This is a genomic window from Parasphingorhabdus sp. DH2-15, assembly GCF_051668705.1.
In the GTDB taxonomy this organism is placed as follows: domain Bacteria; phylum Pseudomonadota; class Alphaproteobacteria; order Sphingomonadales; family Sphingomonadaceae; genus Alterisphingorhabdus.
On sequence record NZ_CP196351.1, the window covers coordinates 312,797 to 332,120 of the forward strand.

Annotated in this window: 19 protein-coding genes; 14 read left to right on the plus strand and 5 right to left on the minus strand. The window is 53.0% G+C overall.

Annotated elements, in window-relative coordinates:
• Positions 1-237 precede the first annotated feature (237 nt).
• Together ACR9YC_RS01475 and ACR9YC_RS01480 are read left to right on the plus strand one after the other, a co-directional pair.
• Positions 238-1,137, plus strand: coding sequence for an OmpA family protein (locus ACR9YC_RS01475; protein WP_438728990.1), 900 nt, complete (start codon positions 238-240; stop codon positions 1,135-1,137).
• A 150-nt stretch (positions 1,138-1,287) separates the two neighbouring features.
• On the plus strand, positions 1,288-2,487 hold the full coding sequence (locus tag ACR9YC_RS01480; protein WP_438728992.1) for an NAD(P)/FAD-dependent oxidoreductase: 1,200 nt from the start codon (positions 1,288-1,290) through the stop codon (positions 2,485-2,487).
• Between the two features lie 195 nt (positions 2,488-2,682).
• On the opposite strand, the gene ACR9YC_RS01485 is transcribed toward ACR9YC_RS01480, so the two are convergent.
• Together ACR9YC_RS01485 and ppc are read right to left on the minus strand one after the other, a co-directional pair.
• Positions 2,683-3,198 carry a hypothetical protein gene (locus ACR9YC_RS01485; protein ID WP_438728994.1) on the minus strand — a complete coding sequence of 172 codons (516 nt, stop codon included), beginning with the start codon at positions 3,196-3,198 and terminating at the stop codon, positions 2,683-2,685.
• A 4-nt stretch (positions 3,199-3,202) separates the two neighbouring features.
• Positions 3,203-5,917 carry a phosphoenolpyruvate carboxylase gene (ppc, locus tag ACR9YC_RS01490; protein WP_438728996.1) on the minus strand — a complete coding sequence of 905 codons (2,715 nt, stop codon included), beginning with the start codon at positions 5,915-5,917 and terminating at the stop codon, positions 3,203-3,205.
• Between the two features lie 155 nt (positions 5,918-6,072).
• On the opposite strand from ppc, the gene ACR9YC_RS01495 reads away from it, so the two are divergent.
• The gene (locus ACR9YC_RS01495) at positions 6,073-7,605 is read left to right on the plus strand and encodes an alkaline phosphatase (RefSeq protein ID WP_438728998.1); all 1,533 of its coding nucleotides are present in this window, start codon (positions 6,073-6,075) and stop codon (positions 7,603-7,605) included.
• Between the two features lie 111 nt (positions 7,606-7,716).
• Here the strand turns inward: ACR9YC_RS01495 and ACR9YC_RS01500 are convergent, their stop codons facing one another.
• Positions 7,717-8,319, minus strand: coding sequence for an HNH endonuclease (locus ACR9YC_RS01500; RefSeq protein ID WP_438729000.1), 603 nt, complete (start codon positions 8,317-8,319; stop codon positions 7,717-7,719).
• A gap of 331 nt (positions 8,320-8,650) precedes the next feature.
• Here ACR9YC_RS01500 and gluQRS point away from each other — a divergent pair, with 331 nt between their 5' ends.
• From gluQRS to ACR9YC_RS01540, 8 genes are all read left to right on the plus strand, one after another.
• Complete coding sequence (gluQRS, locus tag ACR9YC_RS01505) at positions 8,651-9,559, plus strand: tRNA glutamyl-Q(34) synthetase GluQRS (protein WP_438729002.1); 909 nt, start codon at positions 8,651-8,653, stop codon at positions 9,557-9,559.
• A gap of 10 nt (positions 9,560-9,569) precedes the next feature.
• Positions 9,570-9,797: an HIG1 domain-containing protein gene (locus ACR9YC_RS01510; protein ID WP_438729004.1), complete on the plus strand. Its 228-nt coding sequence runs from the start codon at positions 9,570-9,572 to the stop codon at positions 9,795-9,797.
• Between the two features lie 81 nt (positions 9,798-9,878).
• Positions 9,879-10,472 carry a cob(I)yrinic acid a,c-diamide adenosyltransferase gene (locus ACR9YC_RS01515; protein WP_438729006.1) on the plus strand — a complete coding sequence of 198 codons (594 nt, stop codon included), beginning with the start codon at positions 9,879-9,881 and terminating at the stop codon, positions 10,470-10,472.
• 176 nt (positions 10,473-10,648) lie between these two features.
• Positions 10,649-11,920 (plus strand): ergothioneine biosynthesis protein EgtB, encoded by a 1,272-nt coding sequence (gene egtB, locus ACR9YC_RS01520; RefSeq protein ID WP_438731933.1) that lies wholly within the window; start codon positions 10,649-10,651, stop codon positions 11,918-11,920.
• A gap of 74 nt (positions 11,921-11,994) precedes the next feature.
• The gene (gene egtD, locus ACR9YC_RS01525) at positions 11,995-12,945 is read left to right on the plus strand and encodes an L-histidine N(alpha)-methyltransferase (protein ID WP_438729008.1); all 951 of its coding nucleotides are present in this window, start codon (positions 11,995-11,997) and stop codon (positions 12,943-12,945) included.
• A 134-nt stretch (positions 12,946-13,079) separates the two neighbouring features.
• On the plus strand, positions 13,080-13,949 hold the full coding sequence (locus ACR9YC_RS01530) for a 3-hydroxyacyl-CoA dehydrogenase NAD-binding domain-containing protein (protein WP_438729010.1): 870 nt from the start codon (positions 13,080-13,082) through the stop codon (positions 13,947-13,949).
• 47 nt (positions 13,950-13,996) lie between these two features.
• Positions 13,997-14,242 (plus strand): type II toxin-antitoxin system Phd/YefM family antitoxin, encoded by a 246-nt coding sequence (locus tag ACR9YC_RS01535; protein ID WP_438729012.1) that lies wholly within the window; start codon positions 13,997-13,999, stop codon positions 14,240-14,242.
• A complete protein-coding gene (locus ACR9YC_RS01540; RefSeq protein WP_438729014.1) occupies positions 14,239-14,634 on the plus strand; it encodes a type II toxin-antitoxin system VapC family toxin in 396 nt (131 codons plus the stop codon). Before ACR9YC_RS01535 ends, ACR9YC_RS01540 begins: the two co-directional genes overlap by 4 nt.
• A gap of 27 nt (positions 14,635-14,661) precedes the next feature.
• On the opposite strand, the gene ACR9YC_RS01545 is transcribed toward ACR9YC_RS01540, so the two are convergent.
• Entirely contained in the window at positions 14,662-15,021 is a 360-nt protein-coding gene (locus tag ACR9YC_RS01545; RefSeq protein WP_438729016.1) for a DMT family transporter, read from the minus strand.
• A gap of 4 nt (positions 15,022-15,025) precedes the next feature.
• Positions 15,026-15,982: a MerR family transcriptional regulator gene (locus ACR9YC_RS01550; protein ID WP_438729018.1), complete on the minus strand. Its 957-nt coding sequence runs from the start codon at positions 15,980-15,982 to the stop codon at positions 15,026-15,028.
• Positions 15,983-16,073: 91 nt separating this feature from the next.
• Between ACR9YC_RS01550 and ACR9YC_RS01555 the strand changes: the two genes are divergently transcribed.
• The 3 genes from ACR9YC_RS01555 to ACR9YC_RS01565 are packed head-to-tail and all read left to right on the plus strand — an operon-like array spanning position 16,074 to position 19,317.
• A complete protein-coding gene (locus ACR9YC_RS01555) occupies positions 16,074-16,988 on the plus strand; it encodes an ABC transporter permease (protein WP_438729020.1) in 915 nt (304 codons plus the stop codon).
• Entirely contained in the window at positions 16,985-17,764 is a 780-nt protein-coding gene (locus ACR9YC_RS01560) for an ABC transporter permease (RefSeq protein ID WP_438729022.1), read from the plus strand. The genes ACR9YC_RS01555 and ACR9YC_RS01560 overlap by 4 nt, the downstream gene beginning before the upstream one ends.
• Entirely contained in the window at positions 17,761-19,317 is a 1,557-nt protein-coding gene (locus ACR9YC_RS01565; protein WP_438729024.1) for an ATP-binding cassette domain-containing protein, read from the plus strand. The genes ACR9YC_RS01560 and ACR9YC_RS01565 overlap by 4 nt, the downstream gene beginning before the upstream one ends.
• Positions 19,318-19,324: the final 7 nt, after the last annotated feature.

Sequence of the window (19,324 nt, forward strand, 5' to 3'; positions counted from 1 at the left end):
ATTCACTCTGGTGAACCGCTATTGGCGCGTGGCCTTACCATATTCATTTTCGGGCAAGGCGTGACGGCTGATGATGCAGAGTATCGGCGCGTATCGCAACTATCGCGCCGTGTATCTTGTCATTCACGAATTGGGCGCAACATATATGCGTGACTGATCAGGCACTTCAAAACGGGGGTAATGGGCAGACGTCGCTCTTGCGCGGCGTAGGCTGATATCTTTTGAAGGAGCATTGAAATGAAGAACATTTCCAACACAACGGCTATCCTCGCTCTGGCGGCTTTGACTTTGCCTATATCGAGCGGTGTTTATGCGCAGCAACAGCCACTGCCGGATCAGGACATATTGGTGGAGGGCAATAACCAACCACCGGCTGATCTGTCTGAACTGGCGGAGGGGCCAGAGATTAAAGGCTTTATTGCGGCAAAGGCGGATGATGAAATATTGGTGACCAGCGCTGACGGCAATGGCACCCCTGTTCGCATTAGTGACGACACCCAAATTCGCGCCAGCAAGGGTCTTTTCGGTCTGCGCCGTGCTTCGCTGGATTCGGATTCACTGCTGAATGGCTTGCCGATCACCGTCCAAACCGTATTGTGGGGCGATAATCTGGTCGCGCGTAAGATCAAATTTGACAATGATGATCTTGAGACAGCGGAATTGGTCCGCAACGGAACGGCTCAGCGTTTTGGCCAGCAGGATATGGCCATTGGCAAAAATGCAGCAGCAACGGCGGCTCTGCGCGGCCGTTTTGGCGATATTGACCAATATAATATCAAAGCCACAACCAATGTGAATTTTGATACGGGCCGTGCGGCATTGTCTCCGCAGGGCAAAGCGGCATTATGCGCAACCGCTGCACAGGCAGAGGCGACAGATAATGCGCTATTGCTGGTGGTGGGCTATACCGATTCAACCGGCACACAGGAAATCAACCAGCGCCTCAGCGAAAAACGCGCCAGCAGCGTGGTCAATTATCTGCAACAAAATTGCGGCTGGAAGCCTTATCGCATGTTGACGCCAACGGGCATGGCGATGGCTGATCCCGTGGCCAGCAATGCCACCGCCCAAGGCAAAGCGCAAAATCGCCGCGTTGCGGTGAATATATTGGTCAGCAAAAGCGTTGACGGGCTATAATCTGATATAGGCAATTCATCGCATGGGTGGGCCTTGGTCCACCCTAAGCGGTCTTCGTCATGGATAGTAGAACTCTTGATCAGGCAATCTCCTTGATGCACTGAGCAGACATTTCTGGCCGATAGCCAATAACCCCGCTAAGGCGCGGGGATGACAAGCAATACCCAACATTATGACACGATCATCATCGGCGCGGGCGGCGCGGGGCTTATGTGTGCGGCCATTGCGGGGCAACGCGGGCGTAAAGTGCTGCTGATCGACCATGCGGATAGGCCGGGCAAGAAGATACTGATTTCCGGTGGCGGTCGGTGCAATTTCACCAATTTGGATGTGCGGCCAGAGCGGTTTCTCTCGGCCAATCGGCATTTTATGAAGTCGGCGCTCAGCCGCTATACCAGTCAGGATTTTATTACCATGGTCGATCGCCATGGCATTGCCTGGCATGAAAAGACATTGGGGCAATTATTCTGCGATGGTTCGGCCAAGCAGATTGTCGCCATGCTGCTGGATGAATGCCCCAAAGAACATGTCACGATCACTTTGGGCAGCGCGATATCCGGCATAGAGCATAATGATGGTGGGTACCGCGTCAGCCATGATGCCGGTCAGGCCAAAGCGCCCTCTTTGGTTATCGCGACCGGTGGGCCCAGCATTCCCAAAATGGGCGCAACCGGCTTTGCTTATGATGTGGCGCGGCAATTTGGCCTTAAAGTTGTGGAGCCTCGTCCGGCATTGGTGCCGCTGACCTTGGGCGGCGAAGATGTGCTGTTCCGAGAGCTGAGCGGCGTCTCCGCGCCCGTGGTTGCGCGCTGCGGCAAAACACGCTTTGCAGAGGGTGCATTGTTTACACATAAGGGGCTGTCTGGTCCGGCGATCCTGCAAATCTCCTCCTATTGGCGCAAAGGCGATGCGGTGGGGATTAACTTTCTGCCCGATCGTCCGGCGGACTGGCTGGCAAGCAGCAAAAGATCGCACCCTGCGCAGCGGCTTTCCATGGTGTTGGCCAATGCATTGCCGGGGCGGCTGGCCGAAGCGCTGACCGAACGGATTGCCAGTGCGCATGACCGCGATGATCTGGTCATGGGTGAGTGTAAGGATATGCAGCTCACTACTATGATGGCGCAGCTACAGGATTGGCAATTCACCCCCAATGGCAGCGAAGGCTATGCCAAGGCAGAGGTCACTGCAGGCGGCGTCAGCACCGCCGACCTCTCCTCCAAAACCATGGAGGCCAAACGCGTTCCGGGGCTATATTTTATCGGCGAAGGCGTGGATGTCACGGGATGGCTGGGCGGCTATAACTTCCAATGGGCCTGGTCCAGCGGCTGGGCCGCGGGGCAGGTGGTTTAGATAATGGCGACAGAGCCATACCAATGTTAAATTGGATTGTGCTTTATATGCATTTCGTTGTTGAAATATTCATAATCTAAATGTATAAATATACACACTGATTGCGAGTGAAAAACAGTGACCCGCCCTGAAAAGGGTTTCGCGGAGCGTGATGTTAAAGGGATTTCTCGTACAAATAGTCGTCCTTCGGGGCGGCTATTTTTTTGGCCTTATTATCCTCTCATTTTTGACTGTTTTATGCGTTAAAGTTGCAAATGAGATAGAGGGTAACCTGCTTTTGGCGGGTAAATTGGGCTTCTCATACGCGCTTATAACAAACATGATAGCATCGACATTTTGAATATTCTTTTCACGTTGTAAGGTGAAGAAAACAGCATATGGATGCCCGCCAAGGGGTTGATCGATAAGCATGAAGTTATGCTTATTACTGAAATATGCCTTTCCTTTGCGATTATGATAAATCAGAGAGCGTAAGCCTTTCGATGCTGTATAACGGTCTTGGCAGAAGCACCTTTTTTCGCCACCTTCAATATGTATCAATGCGCCGGAATCTATTCCCTCTCTAAACTTTTTTGTGAATGTATGATGGCCAAATGAGACCAAAACTCTGTAGGTTTTAGCTCCTTCTGCTTTAGCTTGTATATCGATGGTAAAAGGATTTAAGTGAGTAAGGTCATACTCAGTTTTGTCGATTATAATGTTATTACGCAAAACCCTAACCACTATTCCGCAACGCCGTCGCAATCGCGTTAATGGTTAGCTGAATGCCTTCTGAAATGCGGGGGTCGGTTTCGCCGCTGCGGTGGCGTTTTATGAGTTCTATTTGGAGCAGGTTAAGCGGCTCGATATAGGGCAGGCGCAGGCGGATGGATTGCTCCAGCTTCAGATTATTTTCCAGCAAACGTGACTGGCCGGTAATCTCCAGCAGATTGTCCCGCGTTTGGTGCCAGCCATCATGGATGCGGGTGAAGATGCTCTGGCGTAGATCGGCATCCTCCACCATGCCTGAATAGAGGCGGGCAATATCCATATTCGATTTGGCCAATACCATTTCCATATTGGCCAGCGCGGTGGCGAAAAACGGCCATTCCTGCGCCATGGCGGCGAGCAGTTTCTTATCCTCAAAATTGTTGAGCGCTGTGCCAACGCCATACCAGCCTGGCAGCATGGTGCGCGCTTGCGCCCAGCTAAACACCCATGGAATGGCGCGCAAATCCTCTATCCGTGCGCTTTGTGTGCGGCTGGCAGGGCGCGACCCGATTTTGAGAGACGCGATTTCGGCAATGGGTGTCATCTGGCGGAAAAAGGTTGTGAAACCGTCCGTATTATACACCAAATCGCGATATGCCGTGAAGGCTTGGTCAGAAAGCTGATCCATCGCCGCGGCATATTGGGTGCGCTCTTGCTCCGCGCGTTCGCGTGGCAAAAGGGTGCTGAGCAATGTTGCCGATGTCATGGATTCCAGTGAGCTAGCGGCATTGTCGATCGTGCCATATTTGGCGGCAATAACTTCGCCCTGTTCGGTAATACGGATCCGCCCTTGAACGGTGCCGCGCGGCTGTGCCTGAATGGCGCGGAATGCCGAACCACCGCCGCGGCCAACCGCGCCGCCACGGCCATGGAAAAGCTGCATGCCAATGCCAACACCGGCAAAAATCTCGGCCAGTGCGGAGCTGGCTTTAAACAGGCTCCAAGTGGAGGTGATATAACCGCCATCCTTATTGCTGTCGGAATAGCCGATCATCACTTCTTGCGCGCCACGCTGTTTGGCCAGTTTCTCCATTTCGGGAATGGCGAAAAAGTTGGTCATGGTGTCGGGCGCATTCTGCAAATCGCTGACCGTTTCAAACAAAGGAACAACCATGATGGGTGCATGAGGCGCTTCACCTATGCCTTTGCTGCGGTAGAGCCCAACCTCTTTCAGCAGCAAATACACCTCCAGCATGTCGGACACGCTTTCGGCGTTGCTGATATTATAATTGGTGATGCATTCCGGCCCGTAAAGGCGATGTGCCTGCGCAACGGCGCGCAAAATGTCCATTTCCTTGGCGGTTTCCTCGCCATATTGGTGGAAGGGGCTGGATAAGGGGCGGTTATGCGCCAATTCACCTAACAGCAGGGCGACCCGTGCATCTTCGTCCAAAGCGGCATAATCTTCGCACACACCGGCAGCGGCCAAAAGCTCAGCCACGACACGGATATGGATTTTGCTATTCTGGCGCAGGTCGAGCGTGGAGAGGTGAAAACCAAAGGTCTCCACTGCGCGGATGAGACGGCCTAAAGCGCCAGAGCTGGCAAAGGCTGCATCGCCATGAATAGCCAGACCATTGGCGATGGTTACAAGATCAGCGCGCAGTTCATCACAGCTGGCATAAGCTGTGCCCTGCAAAGTGGATGGGCGATGGCTGGGCGCACCGGTCAGTGCAACATGGCTGGCATCCAGCCGCGCATAAATGCCAGTCAGCGCACGGCGATAAGGTTCATCGCGGCGGCTTGGCGCGGTGTCACCGCTGGCTTCCGCGAGATCCAACACGTCTTGTGGCACTTCGGCCTGTTCAGATGAAATGCTAAGCTCTGCACCAAGGGCATGCAGCGCATCAAGATAATAGCGGATGGCGGTGCTGGCGCCGCGTGACAGCGCATAGTTAAGCGTAGAAGCATCGACAAAGGGGTTGCCATCACGATCGCCGCCTATCCAACTGCCCAGTCGCAAAAAGCTGGGGGGGCGTTTTTTGATATCATGGCCCAGCAGCGCCTTTTCCCACCGCGCATACAGCATTGGCATAACCGGCAGGAACACATCGCGCATATAGGCATGAGCATTGTCAATTTCATCCGCCACAACCAGTTTTTCGCGGCGCAGCGCACGGGTTTGCCACAGCAGGGCAATTTGGCGGTAAATAGCATCTTCAACCGCGTCGCCATCTTCTGTGACCTCACGCCCTGCATCGCGCTGCAGCATAAGGCTGGCAATACGGTTTTTGTGGTCGATAACGCTTTTGCGGCGCACCTCTGTTGGGTGCGCGGTTAGCACTGGCACAATCAGGCTGGCGTCGATTAAGGCAGCAATGGCGTCGTTATCAACGCCTTTTTCTTTTAACAAGGCAATGGCTTCATCAACCGATGCGCCCGGTTCCTGCGCCACACCTTCACGGTCTTCTGCCAGATTGGCAAGCAGGGAGAACAGCATAAAACCCCGCACAAAAGCGAGTGTATCGTCCAGATTAAGTGCATCAATGCCTGTATCGACAGCATCTGCCCCGACAATGCCGCGATGGCGGTCAACGCTTGCCGCGCGAATATATTCGGTTTGGCGAAACAGCTTGTCGCCGCCTTGGGTGCGAATAACATCACCAAGCAGCTTACCAAGATAGCGGATATCCGGATTTTGTGTGACCGGAGGGCGAACGGGGTTGGGGTGGGTAGCCATGCGCAATTGCTGCACTGCAGCGCGCAATAGGTCAAGGCTTTTACCGCGACTGTTGAGGGAAAATATATATTGGCAAAATTTGTCTTTGCCTTGTCACTTTATCATGGGAAGAGCATGGTCAACCAAATGAGTATAAGGCAAAGAGGTTTTTAACAATGATCCAGCGTAATCGCCCAAGCGGAAAATGGGGAATGTTACTGGCATGTGCGGCTATAAGCGCGTGCGCGGCGCCTATGGGCGGGGGGGCATTGCTCACCGCTCCGGCCAATGCGCAGCAGACCGAAGGGGCGACTGAAAAAGACCCATATTATGCCGCTGGAGAAGCCGCATTGGCGGAGCGTCTGGCGACACAGGAAAATAACGCGCAGGCCAAGAACCTGATTCTGTTTATCGGTGATGGCATGGGCGTCAGTACCATTACGGCCGGGCGCATCTATCAAGGGCAGGCCGCCAATGTGGACGGGCCATCCTTTGTTACCGCCAGCGATGCCTTGCCATATTCTGCAATTGTTAAAACCTATAGCTATGACACGCAGGTGCCCGATAGCGCAGCGACAGCAACAGCCATCGTTACTGGTGTGAAAACCCGTATCGGCGTTTTGGGCGTCAGCAGCGCGGTTGAAACCGGCAATTGTGAAAGTGGCAAGGGGTTGGAATTGCCATCGCTTTTCGATTTGGCTGAACAATCGGGCCGCGCAACAGGCATTATTTCGACCGCGCGTATTACCCATGCAACGCCTGCATCAACCTATGCCCATGCCGCTAGCCGCGATTGGGAAGTTGATGGTGACCTGCCCGAAGGCAGTACATGCGAAGATATCGCCTCTCAGCTTATTGGCTGGGACACTGGTGACGGTTTTGAAGTGGTTATGGGCGGCGGTCGTCGCAATTTCCTGCCACAAACCATGGCTGACCCTGAATATGCTGATCAAAATGGCCGCCGCAAGGATGGCCGCAATCTGGTCGCAGAATGGCAGGCCAATAATCCGCAGGGCCAAGTGGTTTATGATATGGCTGGTTTTAAAGCGCTTGATCCTGGCAGTTCTGGGCCAGTGCTAGGTTTGTTTGAACCTAGCCATATGCAATATGAAGCCGACCGTTTGCGTGTTGAAGGCGGAGTGAACGAGCCTTCGCTTGCACAAATGGTGACAGCGGCCATTGCCCGTTTGTCACAAGACCCGAAAGGCTTTGTCCTGATGGTTGAGGGCGGGCGGATTGACCATGCCCATCATGGCGGAAATGCCGCCCGTGCTCTGGAAGATTTTAAAGCGTTTGAAGAAGCTATCGCTGCGGCTGTCGCTGCGACGGATAGTGCCGATACTCTGGTGCTGGTAACGGCTGACCACAGCCATGTTTTCACTATTGCCGGTTATCAGCCGCGCAATCACCCGATATTGGGTAAGGTACCCAGCGGCCCCTATACGCAGACGGCGGACGGAAAACCTTATACCACTTTGGGCTATGCCAATGGTCCGGGCGCAACATCAAATGAGCCGCGCGCTGATATTAGCGATGTCGACACGACTGCGCTCAATTACCAGCAACAGGCAACCGTACCAACACGCGGCGAAACCCATGGCGGCGAAGATGTGGTGATAAAGGCCGATGGTCCGCGTGCGCATTTGTTCCGCGGGACGATCGAGCAAAATGTGATCTTCCATCTGGCAAAACATGCTTTGGGGTTGTGAATAGCAGTTGCGGTAAATGATGAGGTCTGTGCTTATATAAAGCCTATTTGCTCAAAGCAATTTGGCAGGATCAATATTGTGCATTGCTATCCTGATATAGATAGTCTTGGCCTAAGCCTCTAGTTCAATATCCCAATAGAGCCAATCGCGCCAAGTTTCATGCAGATAGTGGGGCGGGAATGCGCGTCCGCGCTGTTGTAACTGCCAATTGGTCGGGCGAATGGGCGGCACTTTCAATGTCATATGCGCCTGTTCTGGCGTCCGCCCGCCCTTTTTCATATTACATGGCGCGCAGGCGGTGGCGACATTTTGCCAAGTTGTTTTGCCGTTTAACCGCCGCGGAATAACATGGTCAAAGGTCAGATTGTCCGGTGATCCGCAATATTGGCAGGCGAAACTATCGCGCAGGAAGAGATTGAAACGTGTAAAAGCAGGATATTCTGATGGTTTGACATATTGCTTCAGTGCGATGACCGAAGGGATTTTCATGTCCAGATTGGGGCTGTGGATTTGCCGCTCATAGCTGGAAATAATATCCACTCTTTCCAGAAATACAGCTTTCACCGCTGTTTGCCATGGCCAAAGGCTCAAAGGATAATAGCTGAGCGGCGTATAATCAGCATTCAGCACCAAAGCAGGACAACTGTCTGGATGACGCCCCTCATCGCCATGCCGTTCGGCAATGGCGCGGTCGATCAGATCAGAATGATACATATTTACGGGTTCCTCTGTTCATCCCTATATTTGCGGCAGGCAAAAAAATGCCCGCAAGGCGGACATTAAAAGCCATATATCATGGTGGCTTGTCGGCTTAGTGCGCATTTTCATACTGTCACTAACCGTAATGCGCCACGCCCTGACAATGCGAGTCCTAACGGCGCGAGCAATTCCCCTTTTCATAGGGGGCGTTTTGCGCCTTTGATTGCAAAAAACCGTGTTGGACATATGCACAATCAATCTTGTTGCTGCACAAAGGTCAACCCCTTATGTCACCAAATATGGGGATGAACAGACATCATAAATACCGCTGGTTGTTGTTGAGCCGATGATAGCTCGCACCCGATTTGCGCCCAGTCCGACCGGATATCTGCATATTGGTCATGGCTTTGCGGCACAGGCAGTGCAGCATTTCGCGCGTCGGTATAATGCAAAGATCGCGCTGCGTATTGAGGATATTGATGCGACACGGTGCCGCCCCGAATTTACGCAGGCGATGATCGAAGATTTGCGTTGGATAGGCTTTGAATGGGATGACCTGCTGATGCAATCGCAGCGGCTGGACCATTATGCCGCTGCACTGGCTAAGCTGGAGGAGATGGGGCTGGCCTATCGCTGTTTCTGTTCTCGCAAAGACATTGCCAGCCTATCGCGCACTATGGGGCCGGAAGGACCGATTTATCCAGGCACCTGCCGCCATATTGAGTCAGAGGCGGCAAAGGAACGGGCGCAAACAGAAGAGCATGGCTGGCGGCTTGACCACGCCAAGGCGGCGACATGGGTCTATGACAATACCCAAGATGATGGCGCCCAAGCCAATGGTGTAGAGCCGCTACACTGGCGCGATATTTCCGGCACTGTGACACGTGTTAACCCAGCGATATTGGGGGATATATTGCTGGCTGGCCGTGATCGCCCTGCCAGCTATCATTTGGCCGTTGTGGTCGATGATGCGCGCCCTGATGCGCCAGACAAAGCAATAACCCATATTGTGCGCGGGCATGATCTCTTACACGCCACGCATGTCCATCGCCTGTTGCAGGCCGTGCTTGGTTATCCAACGCCAGTTTATGCGCATCATGCGCTGTTGATCACACCTGATGGCCGCAAATTGGCCAAGTCTGATAACTCTCTGACATTGCGATCATTGCGACAAGGCGGAATGAGCAGCGAGGCGATGATTGCCAATCTGGAAAAACATCGCTTTCCCGCTGGCATTTTGTGCGATGATGCCTAGATAGCAATCCATGAATATTTTTCTGGTCATCCTGTTCGTCATCATCGCGCTGATGGTTGTTTTTGCTTTGGTGCGGGGGCTGATTGCCTTTTTGCGCATGACCAAGGAAGATTTGGAAAATCCCGGCATTACCAAAAGCCATCAGATGCAGAATAAAATGATGTTTGCCCGCGTGAAATATCAGGCGATTGCCGTGGGTATATTGGTGGTTCTTATGCTGGTTGCTCAATCCGGATAAAATATTTTCCGGCCGAAACGCTGTGCATAATTTATAGTACTAGCCTTCGGTAATTCCGGCATAAATAACAGGCGTACAAAGATGGTCAAACTCAACAAAATCTACACCCGCACCGGTGATAATGGCACGACTGGCTTGGTTGATGGCTCGCGTATCAGCAAAGATGCGTTGCGCATTGCCGCCATTGGTGATGTTGACGAGTTGAACAGCATGATTGGCATGGCGATTGTCGCTTTGACGGCTGATCGGGCGGTTGATGATAATGGGGCCGATCAAAGAGCATTTTTGGCCCGCATACAGAATGACCTGTTCGATCTGGGCGCGGATTTGGCAACACCGGGCGATGATTTCACGCCTTCGGAAATGACATTGCGAATGGTGGAAAGCCAATCCACAGCGATTGAAGAGGCCATTGATGCATTGAATGACGCATTGGAGCCGCTGACAAGTTTCATCCTGCCCGGTGGCAGTCAGGCTGCGGCGGCGGTCCATATGGCACGGGCCATTACCCGCCGCGCAGAACGCACAATTGTCGCGCTGGCTGATGCGGAACCGGTCAACCCCTATGCGCTAACCTATATTAACCGGCTATCTGATTATTTGTTCGTGCTTGCGCGGTTCATTAATAAGGCGCGGGGCGGTGATCCGCTCTGGGTTCCTGGCGGTTCGCGTTAGACCTGCCACTTTGTTGGTGCAGAGAAATGACCTTTTATTTGCAATAATTTGCTGCAATAATAATTTGGCTATAATGAAAAAACCCTTCTGCACTGCGCTTAGACCATCACGCTATAGGATAGGCTGATATCCCCCAAAACCTTGCTTCTGTTACTGCCGATAAAGAGTGCGGAAATATAGCGGTTATTGCCGAGCGATACCGCGCGACCCGTGCATTGACGGTGCAATTATGTGCGCCGTTGAGCGATGCAGATGCGACAGTTCAGTCTATGGAAGATGCATCACCTGCCAAATGGCATTTGGCGCATACCAGTTGGTTTTTTGAAACCTTTTTGCTGCGTGACCATCTGACGGATTATGCGTTATATGATGCGCAATATCCGTTTCTGTTCAACAGCTATTATGAAGCGGAAGGCGCGCGCCACAGCCGGGCAAGGCGCGGGATGATTACCCGCCCAACGCTGGATGATATTCTGGCGTATCGGGCATATGTTGACACGGCGATGCAGCAATTACTGGAGTCACAAGACGATGCGGTGCTGGACCTTATCGCGCTTGGTATCCATCACGAACAACAGCATCAGGAACTTTTGCTAACCGATATCAAACATTTGTTCGCGCAAAATCCGCTTTATCCTGCCGTTTACGCCAGCAAGCCGCAAATGGCCGCTGACAAGAGTAATAGGCCGCCCTTGCACTGGATAGAAGGTGTGAATGGTATCGTCGAAATAGGGTATGATGGCGACGGTTTCTCTTTTGATTGTGAAGGGCCGCGCCATCAGACGATATTGACGCCGCATGCTTTGGCCAATCGCCCTGTTTCCAATGGTGAATATTACGAATTTATCGCTGATGGCGGCTATCAAAACCCGCAATATTGGCTGTCGGACGGTTGGGCATGGGTACAAAGCGAGAAAATCACCGCTCCGCTCTATTGGGAATGTGATGATCAGGGCGCGTATAAAGCCTTTCGACTAGATGGTTTGCACCCTTTGGATAGCAATGCGCCGGTTACCCATATCAGCCTGTATGAGGCGGATGCCTTTGCCAGTTGGGCGAGCAAAAAATGGCCGGGCGCCAGATTGCCAACCGAGGCGGAATGGGAAAGTGCAGCGCAAAATCTGACCGACCAGCATGGCAATTTGCTTGATGCTGCCAAACCTGTTCATCCAGCATCTGCATCTGCTGCCAATGGCGGGACAGGTTTTCAGCAAATGTTCGGTGATGTCTGGGAGTGGACCGGATCAGCTTTTCGTCCTTATCCCGGCTTTCGTGCTTCTGACGGTGCAGTCGGGGAATATAATGGCAAGTTTATGAGCGGGCAATTTGTCCTGAAAGGTGGAAGCTGCGCTACACCCAAAGGGCATATTCGCGCATCCTATCGCAATTTCTTCTACCCGCATCAACGCTGGCAATTCACAGGTGTGCGCTTGGCGCGTGATCTGTGAATCTGCGCATAGACGCCCCGATCCTGCCTTTATAAACCGTCCCCAAAATATAGATAAAATTATAAGAGAGAATAATGCCAGAAGCTGCCGACCCCGCTTTTCTTGCCGATATCATGCGGTGTTTCACTGATAAAACTTATGCAATACCGGCGCGGTGGCTTTATGATCGGCAAGGGTCAGAGCTGTTTGAAGCAATCACCCAGCTGCCCGAATATTATCTGACCCGTGTAGAGACGGCGTTGCTGGAGGCAGTTTGCCCCCATGTTGCAGATATTACCGGCAAAGGCCGCGCGGTTGTGGAATTTGGTTCTGGCAGCTCTACCAAAACGCCGCATTTGCTTCGCGCTATTGATCCAGCGGCTTATGTGCCGATTGATATTTCCGCTGATTTTCTGGCCAGCAGCAACGCAGTTTTGCAAGAGCAGTTTCCTGAACTCAATATCCTGCCCGTGGCTGCAGATTTCATGCACCCATTAACCTTGCCATCAGCGGTCACAGATTTGCCAAAACTCGGCTTCTTCCCCGGGTCAACCATCGGCAATATGGTGCCGCGTTCATCAATAGATTTGTTGAGAGCGATGCGGGGCAATTTGGGCGTTGGCGCGTATCTGCTGATTGGCATGGACAGGATTAAGGATGAAGGTCTTATGCTGGCGGCTTATAATGATCAGCAAGGCGTAACATCGCAATTTACGCTCAACCTGTTGACGCGTATCAATCGGGAGCTTGATGGCGATATTCCGGTTTCTAGTTTCCGTCACCTCTCCATTTGGAATGACCGTTATTCGCGCATTGAGGCCTATATTGAAGCCTTGGAAGATGTGCGTTTCACTATCAACGACCAATCTTTCGCCATGGCAGCTGGTGAGAAAATTCATGCTGAGAACAGCCATAAATATGGTCTGCGTGATGCGCGGCTTATGCTGCGTGCAGGCGGCTGGTCACCTGTGGCGGAATGGAATGCGCCAGATGACGCCTATACATTATTTTTGGCTGAGGCCCGGCCATCCAAATCTGCACCGTGAACAGACTGGGTTTGTAGCCAATAGCGTTTCCCTGTTTCGCCGCGTGCAGTTGCTCGCAGCATGACAGGGGTATTGAGAGATTGTCCGCAAACGCCTAACAGGCTGAAAAGCGGAACAGCCAAAAGGATTATTATATGCAAAGTGTTGCTGTCATCGGAGCCGGACAAATGGGTGCGGGTATTGCTCAGGTAAGTGCGCAAGCCGGTTATCAGGTCTTTTTATCGGATGTTGAACTGGCCGTGGCGGAACGGGCAAAAGACTATATTGGCAATGTTCTGGGCCGTGCGGTTTCCAAGCAGAAAATGGATGTTCAGGAAGCGGAAAATGTGCTGAAGCGTATTCAGCCGGTTGGCGAATATGAACCCATGGCGACGGCTGGTCTGGTGATTGAAGCAGCGACCGAGCGCGAAGATATTAAGCGCAAGATTTTTGATGAAGTGGGCAAAGTGCTGGGGCATCAGGCGGTGCTGGCCAGCAACACATCGTCCATTCCCATTACCCGCATGGCACAGGCATCACCCGATGCAGAGCGTTTTGTGGGTGTGCATTTTTTCAACCCCGTGCCGGTGATGGGGTTGATCGAATTGATCCGCGGTCTGGCCACATCTGATGAAACCGTGGGCAAGGTTGAAAGCTATGCCGCGGCAATCGGCAAAAAGGTCGTCCATGCGAATGACGCGCCGGGCTTTATCGTCAATCGCATATTGCTGCCCATGCTGAATGAAGCCTGTTTCGCGCTTGGCGAAGGGGTGGCGACAATTCCTGATATCGACGCTGCGGTAACATTGGGTCTGAACCACCCTATGGGGCCGCTCACATTGGCGGACTTTATCGGCCTTGATACCTGTCTGCACATTACCAATGTGCTCTATTCAGGCACTGGCGACCCCAAATTCCGTGCTGCGCCGATCTTGGTGAAATATGTTGAGGCCGGATGGCTGGGCCGCAAAACCGGCAAGGGCTTTTACGATTATTCCGGCGAAGCGCCCGTGCCTACACGGTAATTGCGGGCCGGTTGACAACTTAGCTAAACTTAGCTAAGTTATAGTCTATGGATTATATCAATATACATGAAGCAAAATCCACGCTTTCGCGTCTTGTTCAGGCGATAAAATCGGGTGAAGAGCAGGAAATTATCATTGCGCGCAATGGTGAGCCGGCGGCGCGGCTGGTGCCCATAGCGCCTAAGCCAGAACTGGTTTTTGGTCTGGGAAAAGGCGTTATCAGCCTGCCCGACGATTTTGACGCCGATAATGATGCTATAGAGCAGCTATTTGCCGGACAGGACGAGCATTGAGGCTGCTGCTTGATACGCATATAGCGGTATGGATTGTCGAAGATAATATGGCGCTGACAAAAACAGCGCGGCAATTGCTGACTGACAAAGCATCCGCCATTTTTGTGAGTGCTGCCGCAATTTGGGAGATTGCAATAAAATCGGCTTTGCGGCCTGAGCGTCAGGATGCTTTTGGGTTTACCGCCAAAAAAGCGCATGAAGTGTTCACCGCATCGGGCATGAAAATGCTCGATATGACTGCGCAGCACGCTGCCACCATATCAGATTTGCCCGCCATCCACGCTGACCCCTTTGGCCGGATGATGATAGCGCAGGCGCGCTGTGAAAAGCTACACTTCATGACCCATGACCGCGTGCTAACCGGCTATGGCGATGATATTATTTTGGTTTAGTGCGAATATCGCTCTAGAAATATTGCCCTAGGAAGCCAATGTTTCGGCTTGTGGTGCGCTATTATGGGCGGGCGTGGTCAGGTTCAATCCGATGGCGCCTATAGCAATCAGGGCGATACAGCCAATTTGCATAAAGCCCAGATTTTGCCTGAAAACCACAAAGCCGATGATCGTAATTGCGACAATGCCGACGCCGGACCATATCGCATAGGCTACGCCGACGGGGATAGATTTTATCGCCACGGCCAGAAAGGCAAAGCATATCCAATAGCACGCTATGGATGCCGCCCCAATGCCCCAACGGGTAAAGCCGTCTGATGCTTTGAGCAGGCTGGTACCCAAAATCTCAAAAATAATCGCCACTGCGAGCAACATCCATGCGTTCATCTGCTTATTCCTTTTCTTTAGCGCTGTTGTCAGTTTGCGTTGCAGGCCAAAAATCACTGGCTAATGGTGATGGTGCATCGCCCTTTGCGATACGCGCGGCGGTGGCCAATTTTATGAAATCCCAGACCTGTTTATCAAATCCGGGGTCGGGTTGGCCTTTATTGTTATCGGCTCCTTTGCCGGCCCATTCGTCCATATTATCATAAAGCCGCGCCGCGCCATTCCACATTTCAGGCGTGTAAAATTCCGCCATGGGTTTGAGCAGATCATACCATTTGTCGACAAAGTGCTGCGCCATATCACTATCAGGCGCCATGGGCAGCGCGGCCTTTATGGCATCGCCAAGCTCTTTCCATTGCGCGGCATAGGCCTCAGCATCAAAATCGGCAGGCACTTTCTCCCATTGCTCTGCCCAATGTGCTTTTTCTTGCGGGCTAAAATATCGGTCAGTGACCTCTTTCCATTCTTTGGGTTCCTGGTTCATCATTTTGTCTCCACTTTCGATCAGCGAGCAAAATGTCGCGGCATCGAGCGGCTCGCTGCGGGCGATGCGGGACAAGGCAAAATTGATGACGGTCTGCGCATTTTTAATCTGCTGCGATTGTTCATTGAGCATGGCCAGCTGCGCATTGAGCAGCGCCGCCAGATCAACGGTTTTGCCATCAAACAGGTCTTTCATCTGCGATAGGCTAAGGCCCGCCGATTTCAGCACGACAATCCGGTGGACACGCTCCAACTCGGCTGGGCCAAACAGGCGCTTGCCCTTATATGTGCGCAGGGGTGCAATCAGTCCGCGTGCTTCATAAAAACGCAATGCGCGGCTGGTCAGCCCCGTCCGGCGCACCAATTCGCGCATATCAATGGGCGCGTTGGTATCTGCGTCTGGGGCATAGCTTGCTTGCTTGTGGCTTACGTGTTTTGGACTTGCTTGTTTTTGGCTTGGCGAATCAGTCATAGCCATCTTATGCCGCTTTACCTTGGGTCAACGGCAAGTAATTTCTTAAAGCGATTTTTCGAGTGACCTTGAGCGCAAGCTGTTGCATCAGGGTTTTATGATACGTCAGACCCTGAACAGGCTGCTTACCGCCATCCCGACTTTGGGCGCTGTGTTGATCGCGTCATTTCTGTTGATGCGCTTTGCACCGGGCGGCCCTTTTGATGGGGAACGGCCCTTGGATGATGCCACCCGTGCCGCGCTGGAGGCGAGCTATGGTCTTGATCAGCCTATGTGGCAGCAACTCATCACATGGTTGGGACGAGTGCTTATGGGTGATTTCGGGCCGAGCCTGGTTTACCGCGATTTCACTGTCACGGAGCTGGTGGCACAGGGTCTGCCAACATCCATGATGTTGGGCGGAGCAGCCATTATATTGGCCTTTGTTATCGGTCTTGCTCTGGGGGTTCGTGCCGCGCTGGCTCCCGGTGGGTATCTTGATAAATATCTTATGCTGCTGGCGACTTTGCTGACTGCCTTGCCCGTATTCGTCACGGGCCCCTTGCTGGTTTTGCTCTTTGCCGTCACGCTGCGCCTATTGCCTCTGGGTGGGACTGGCAGCATCTGGCATTGGGTATTGCCGGTTATCGCTTTGTCTTTGCCGGTGGCAGGTGCAATTGCGAAGCTGGTGCGCGCAGCTCTGGCGGATTTGTGGCAGCGTGATGCCATCCGCACGGCGCGGGCCAGAGGCTTATCACGTATAGCTATTTTATATGGTCATGCTCTTCGGCCTGCATTGGTGCCGGTGGTCAGCTATTTGGGACCAGCAGCCGCTGGTATGCTGACTGGCGCAGTGGTGGTGGAAACGGTGTTTGGCTTGCCGGGGCTGGGCCGCTATTTTGTGCAGGGCGCACTTAATCGTGATTACCCGCTTATCATGGCGGTGGTATTGATTTACGCGCTCTTGATCATCCTGTTCAACCTTATTGCCGACCTGCTTTATGCATGGCTCGACCCGCGTGTGCAAAGATGAGAACGGCCCTATATATCATCATCGCGATCATGGTGGTCGCACTTATGGTGCCGTTGTTCAGCCCATGGGACCATGCACAGATAGACTGGAATAATGTCAATGCTGCGCCCGGAGTGAACGGGCATTTGCTCGGTACAGATGATGTTGGCCGCGATGTTCTTGCCCGCTTGGCAGTGGCGACCATGGTGACCATGCTGGTGGCCGGTGTTGCGGCCATAGTCTCGCTGGTTGTCGGCGTGGCATGGGGCATGGCTGCTGGCTGGGCAGGCGGGCGCACCGATGCTGTTATGATGCGTATTGTGGATGCGCTTTTTGCGCTGCCTTTCATGTTTGTGGTGATCATTTTGATGGTGGTGTTTGGACGATCGATCATTCTGGTCTTTGTCGGCATCGGGCTGGTCGAATGGCTGACCATGGCGCGGATAATACGCGGGCAGGTTTTGACGCTAAAGGATCGTCCATTCATTCTTGCCGCACGCGCAGCCGGTGCCCCTTCATCGCATATATTGCTGCGACATATCTTGCCCAATCTGGCCGGTATCGCGCTCGCTTATCTGGCGCTGACATTACCGCAATTGGTGATGATAGAGAGCTTTTTGTCATTTCTGGGTCTGGGTGTGCAGGAGCCGCTAACCTCTTTGGGCATATTGATTAAAGACGGGGCAGAGGTGATGGATATTGACCCCATCGCCCTGTTACTGCCGGGCGGTATCATGGTGGTCTTGCTGATGGCGCTGACCTTGATCGGGGAAAAACTAAGGGACAGGTTCGTATGACCATATTGGCATATGATGGTTTTGGCGCGTCAATTGGCGGCAAGGCGTTGGTCTGCGATGTCAGTTTCTCCATCGCGAGGGGCGAAATCACCGCAGTGATAGGCGCTTCAGGCTCTGGCAAGACGATGAGCGCTTTGACTCCTTTCGGCCTCAGCCACGCAGAATCCAGCGGCTCAGTCAGGCTCATGGAAGAAGAGCTGGTTGGCCGTGATGAGGCTGAATTGGCGAGGCTGCGCAGCCAATATGTCGGTTTTGTTTTCCAGCAACCATTGGCGGCGCTGACTGCGCATATGACCATTGCCGATCATTTGCGCGAAGCGGCAATGCAGGCCGGAGGAAGCAGGCCCGATATGCCCGCATTGCAGGCATTATTGACGGAAGTGGAATTGGATGATCCCGTCTTTTTGCAGCGCTATCCGCATCAATTATCGGGCGGACAGAGGCAGCGGGTTATGATTGCCTGCGCGCTGGCGCATAGCCCGCAATTGCTGGTGGCTGATGAACCAACATCTGCGCTGGATGCGCCTTTGCGTGGTGCCGTACTGGCATTGCTGGCGCAGTTGGTGCGCAAACGCAATATGGGGTTGTTATTGGTCAGTCATGACATTGCCAAATTGCGTGATATTGCGGACAATTTGGTGGTTATGCAGTCCGGCGCATTGGTGGAATCGGGGCCTGCATCGCAATTGCTGTCAGAACCACAGTCCGAACATGCCTGCGCGCTGTTTGCCGCGGTGCCGCGCATATCCGATCAGCCCCCGCAACGCGGCCACATGGCGGATATTGGAACAGAGTCTGGGCCATTATTGGCTGTTAACGGGTTGTGCGTAGATTTTCCGGGCAATGGCTTTCTCAAACCGAAAAACCGAGTGGTGCATGATGTTGATTTGACCATCGCTCATGGGGAATCGGTTGCGCTTGTTGGTGGCTCTGGGTCGGGAAAATCGACCATTGCAAAAGCGATATCTGGGCTGGGGCCGGTAAGCGCCGGAGAAATATGCTTGCGTTCCCATAGTCTGGGTAAGCGCAGAGAGCGTCAGGAGTTGCTGGCTATCCAGCCTGTTTTTCAGGATCCGCTGGCCAGTCTCGACCCGCGATGGACTGTCTATGATATTGTTGCAGAGCCGTTGGTGCATCTGCGCAAAGATATAGATGCCGCGTCACGGCGATTACGGGTCGACAGCTTGTTGAAGTCGGTTGGCTTGGATGCAGGTTTTTTCAATCGCAAGCCGCCTGAGCTTTCCGGCGGTCAAGCGCAGCGCGTGGCGATTGCACGTGCTTTGGCTGTTGAACCGGATCTGTTGGTGTTGGACGAAGCAACGTCTGCGCTCGACCCTATTGTGGCTGATCAGATTGTCACTTTGCTCGAAACATTGCGGCGCGATCAGGGGTTATCATTGCTTTTCATCACGCACGACATCGCGCTGGCTTGGCGATTATGTCATCGCATTGTCGTGCTGGATAATGGCAAGGTCGCAGAAGACGCATCGGCGGATGTGTTGGTTAAAAAACCAAAGGCCGCGGCCAGCAAAAGACTGGTCGCGGCCTGTTAGCTTATAT

Coding starts and splice junctions, on each gene's coding strand:
- egtD (WP_438729008.1), top strand. CDS start 11,995: ATGCCAGAAGCTGCCGACCCCGCTTTTCTTGCCGATATCATGCGGTGT.
- ACR9YC_RS01515 (WP_438729006.1), top strand. CDS start 9,879: ATGGTCAAACTCAACAAAATCTACACCCGCACCGGTGATAATGGCACG.
- ACR9YC_RS01565 (WP_438729024.1), top strand. CDS start 17,761: ATGACCATATTGGCATATGATGGTTTTGGCGCGTCAATTGGCGGCAAG.
- ACR9YC_RS01560 (WP_438729022.1), top strand. CDS start 16,985: ATGAGAACGGCCCTATATATCATCATCGCGATCATGGTGGTCGCACTT.
- ppc (WP_438728996.1), bottom strand. CDS start 5,917: ATGGCTACCCACCCCAACCCCGTTCGCCCTCCGGTCACACAAAATCCG.
- ACR9YC_RS01545 (WP_438729016.1), bottom strand. CDS start 15,021: ATGAACGCATGGATGTTGCTCGCAGTGGCGATTATTTTTGAGATTTTG.
- ACR9YC_RS01475 (WP_438728990.1), top strand. CDS start 238: ATGAAGAACATTTCCAACACAACGGCTATCCTCGCTCTGGCGGCTTTG.
- gluQRS (WP_438729002.1), top strand. CDS start 8,651: ATGATAGCTCGCACCCGATTTGCGCCCAGTCCGACCGGATATCTGCAT.
- ACR9YC_RS01500 (WP_438729000.1), bottom strand. CDS start 8,319: ATGTATCATTCTGATCTGATCGACCGCGCCATTGCCGAACGGCATGGC.
- ACR9YC_RS01495 (WP_438728998.1), top strand. CDS start 6,073: ATGATCCAGCGTAATCGCCCAAGCGGAAAATGGGGAATGTTACTGGCA.
- ACR9YC_RS01535 (WP_438729012.1), top strand. CDS start 13,997: ATGGATTATATCAATATACATGAAGCAAAATCCACGCTTTCGCGTCTT.
- ACR9YC_RS01550 (WP_438729018.1), bottom strand. CDS start 15,982: ATGGCTATGACTGATTCGCCAAGCCAAAAACAAGCAAGTCCAAAACAC.
- ACR9YC_RS01530 (WP_438729010.1), top strand. CDS start 13,080: ATGCAAAGTGTTGCTGTCATCGGAGCCGGACAAATGGGTGCGGGTATT.
- ACR9YC_RS01480 (WP_438728992.1), top strand. CDS start 1,288: ATGACAAGCAATACCCAACATTATGACACGATCATCATCGGCGCGGGC.
- ACR9YC_RS01555 (WP_438729020.1), top strand. CDS start 16,074: ATGATACGTCAGACCCTGAACAGGCTGCTTACCGCCATCCCGACTTTG.
- ACR9YC_RS01510 (WP_438729004.1), top strand. CDS start 9,570: ATGAATATTTTTCTGGTCATCCTGTTCGTCATCATCGCGCTGATGGTT.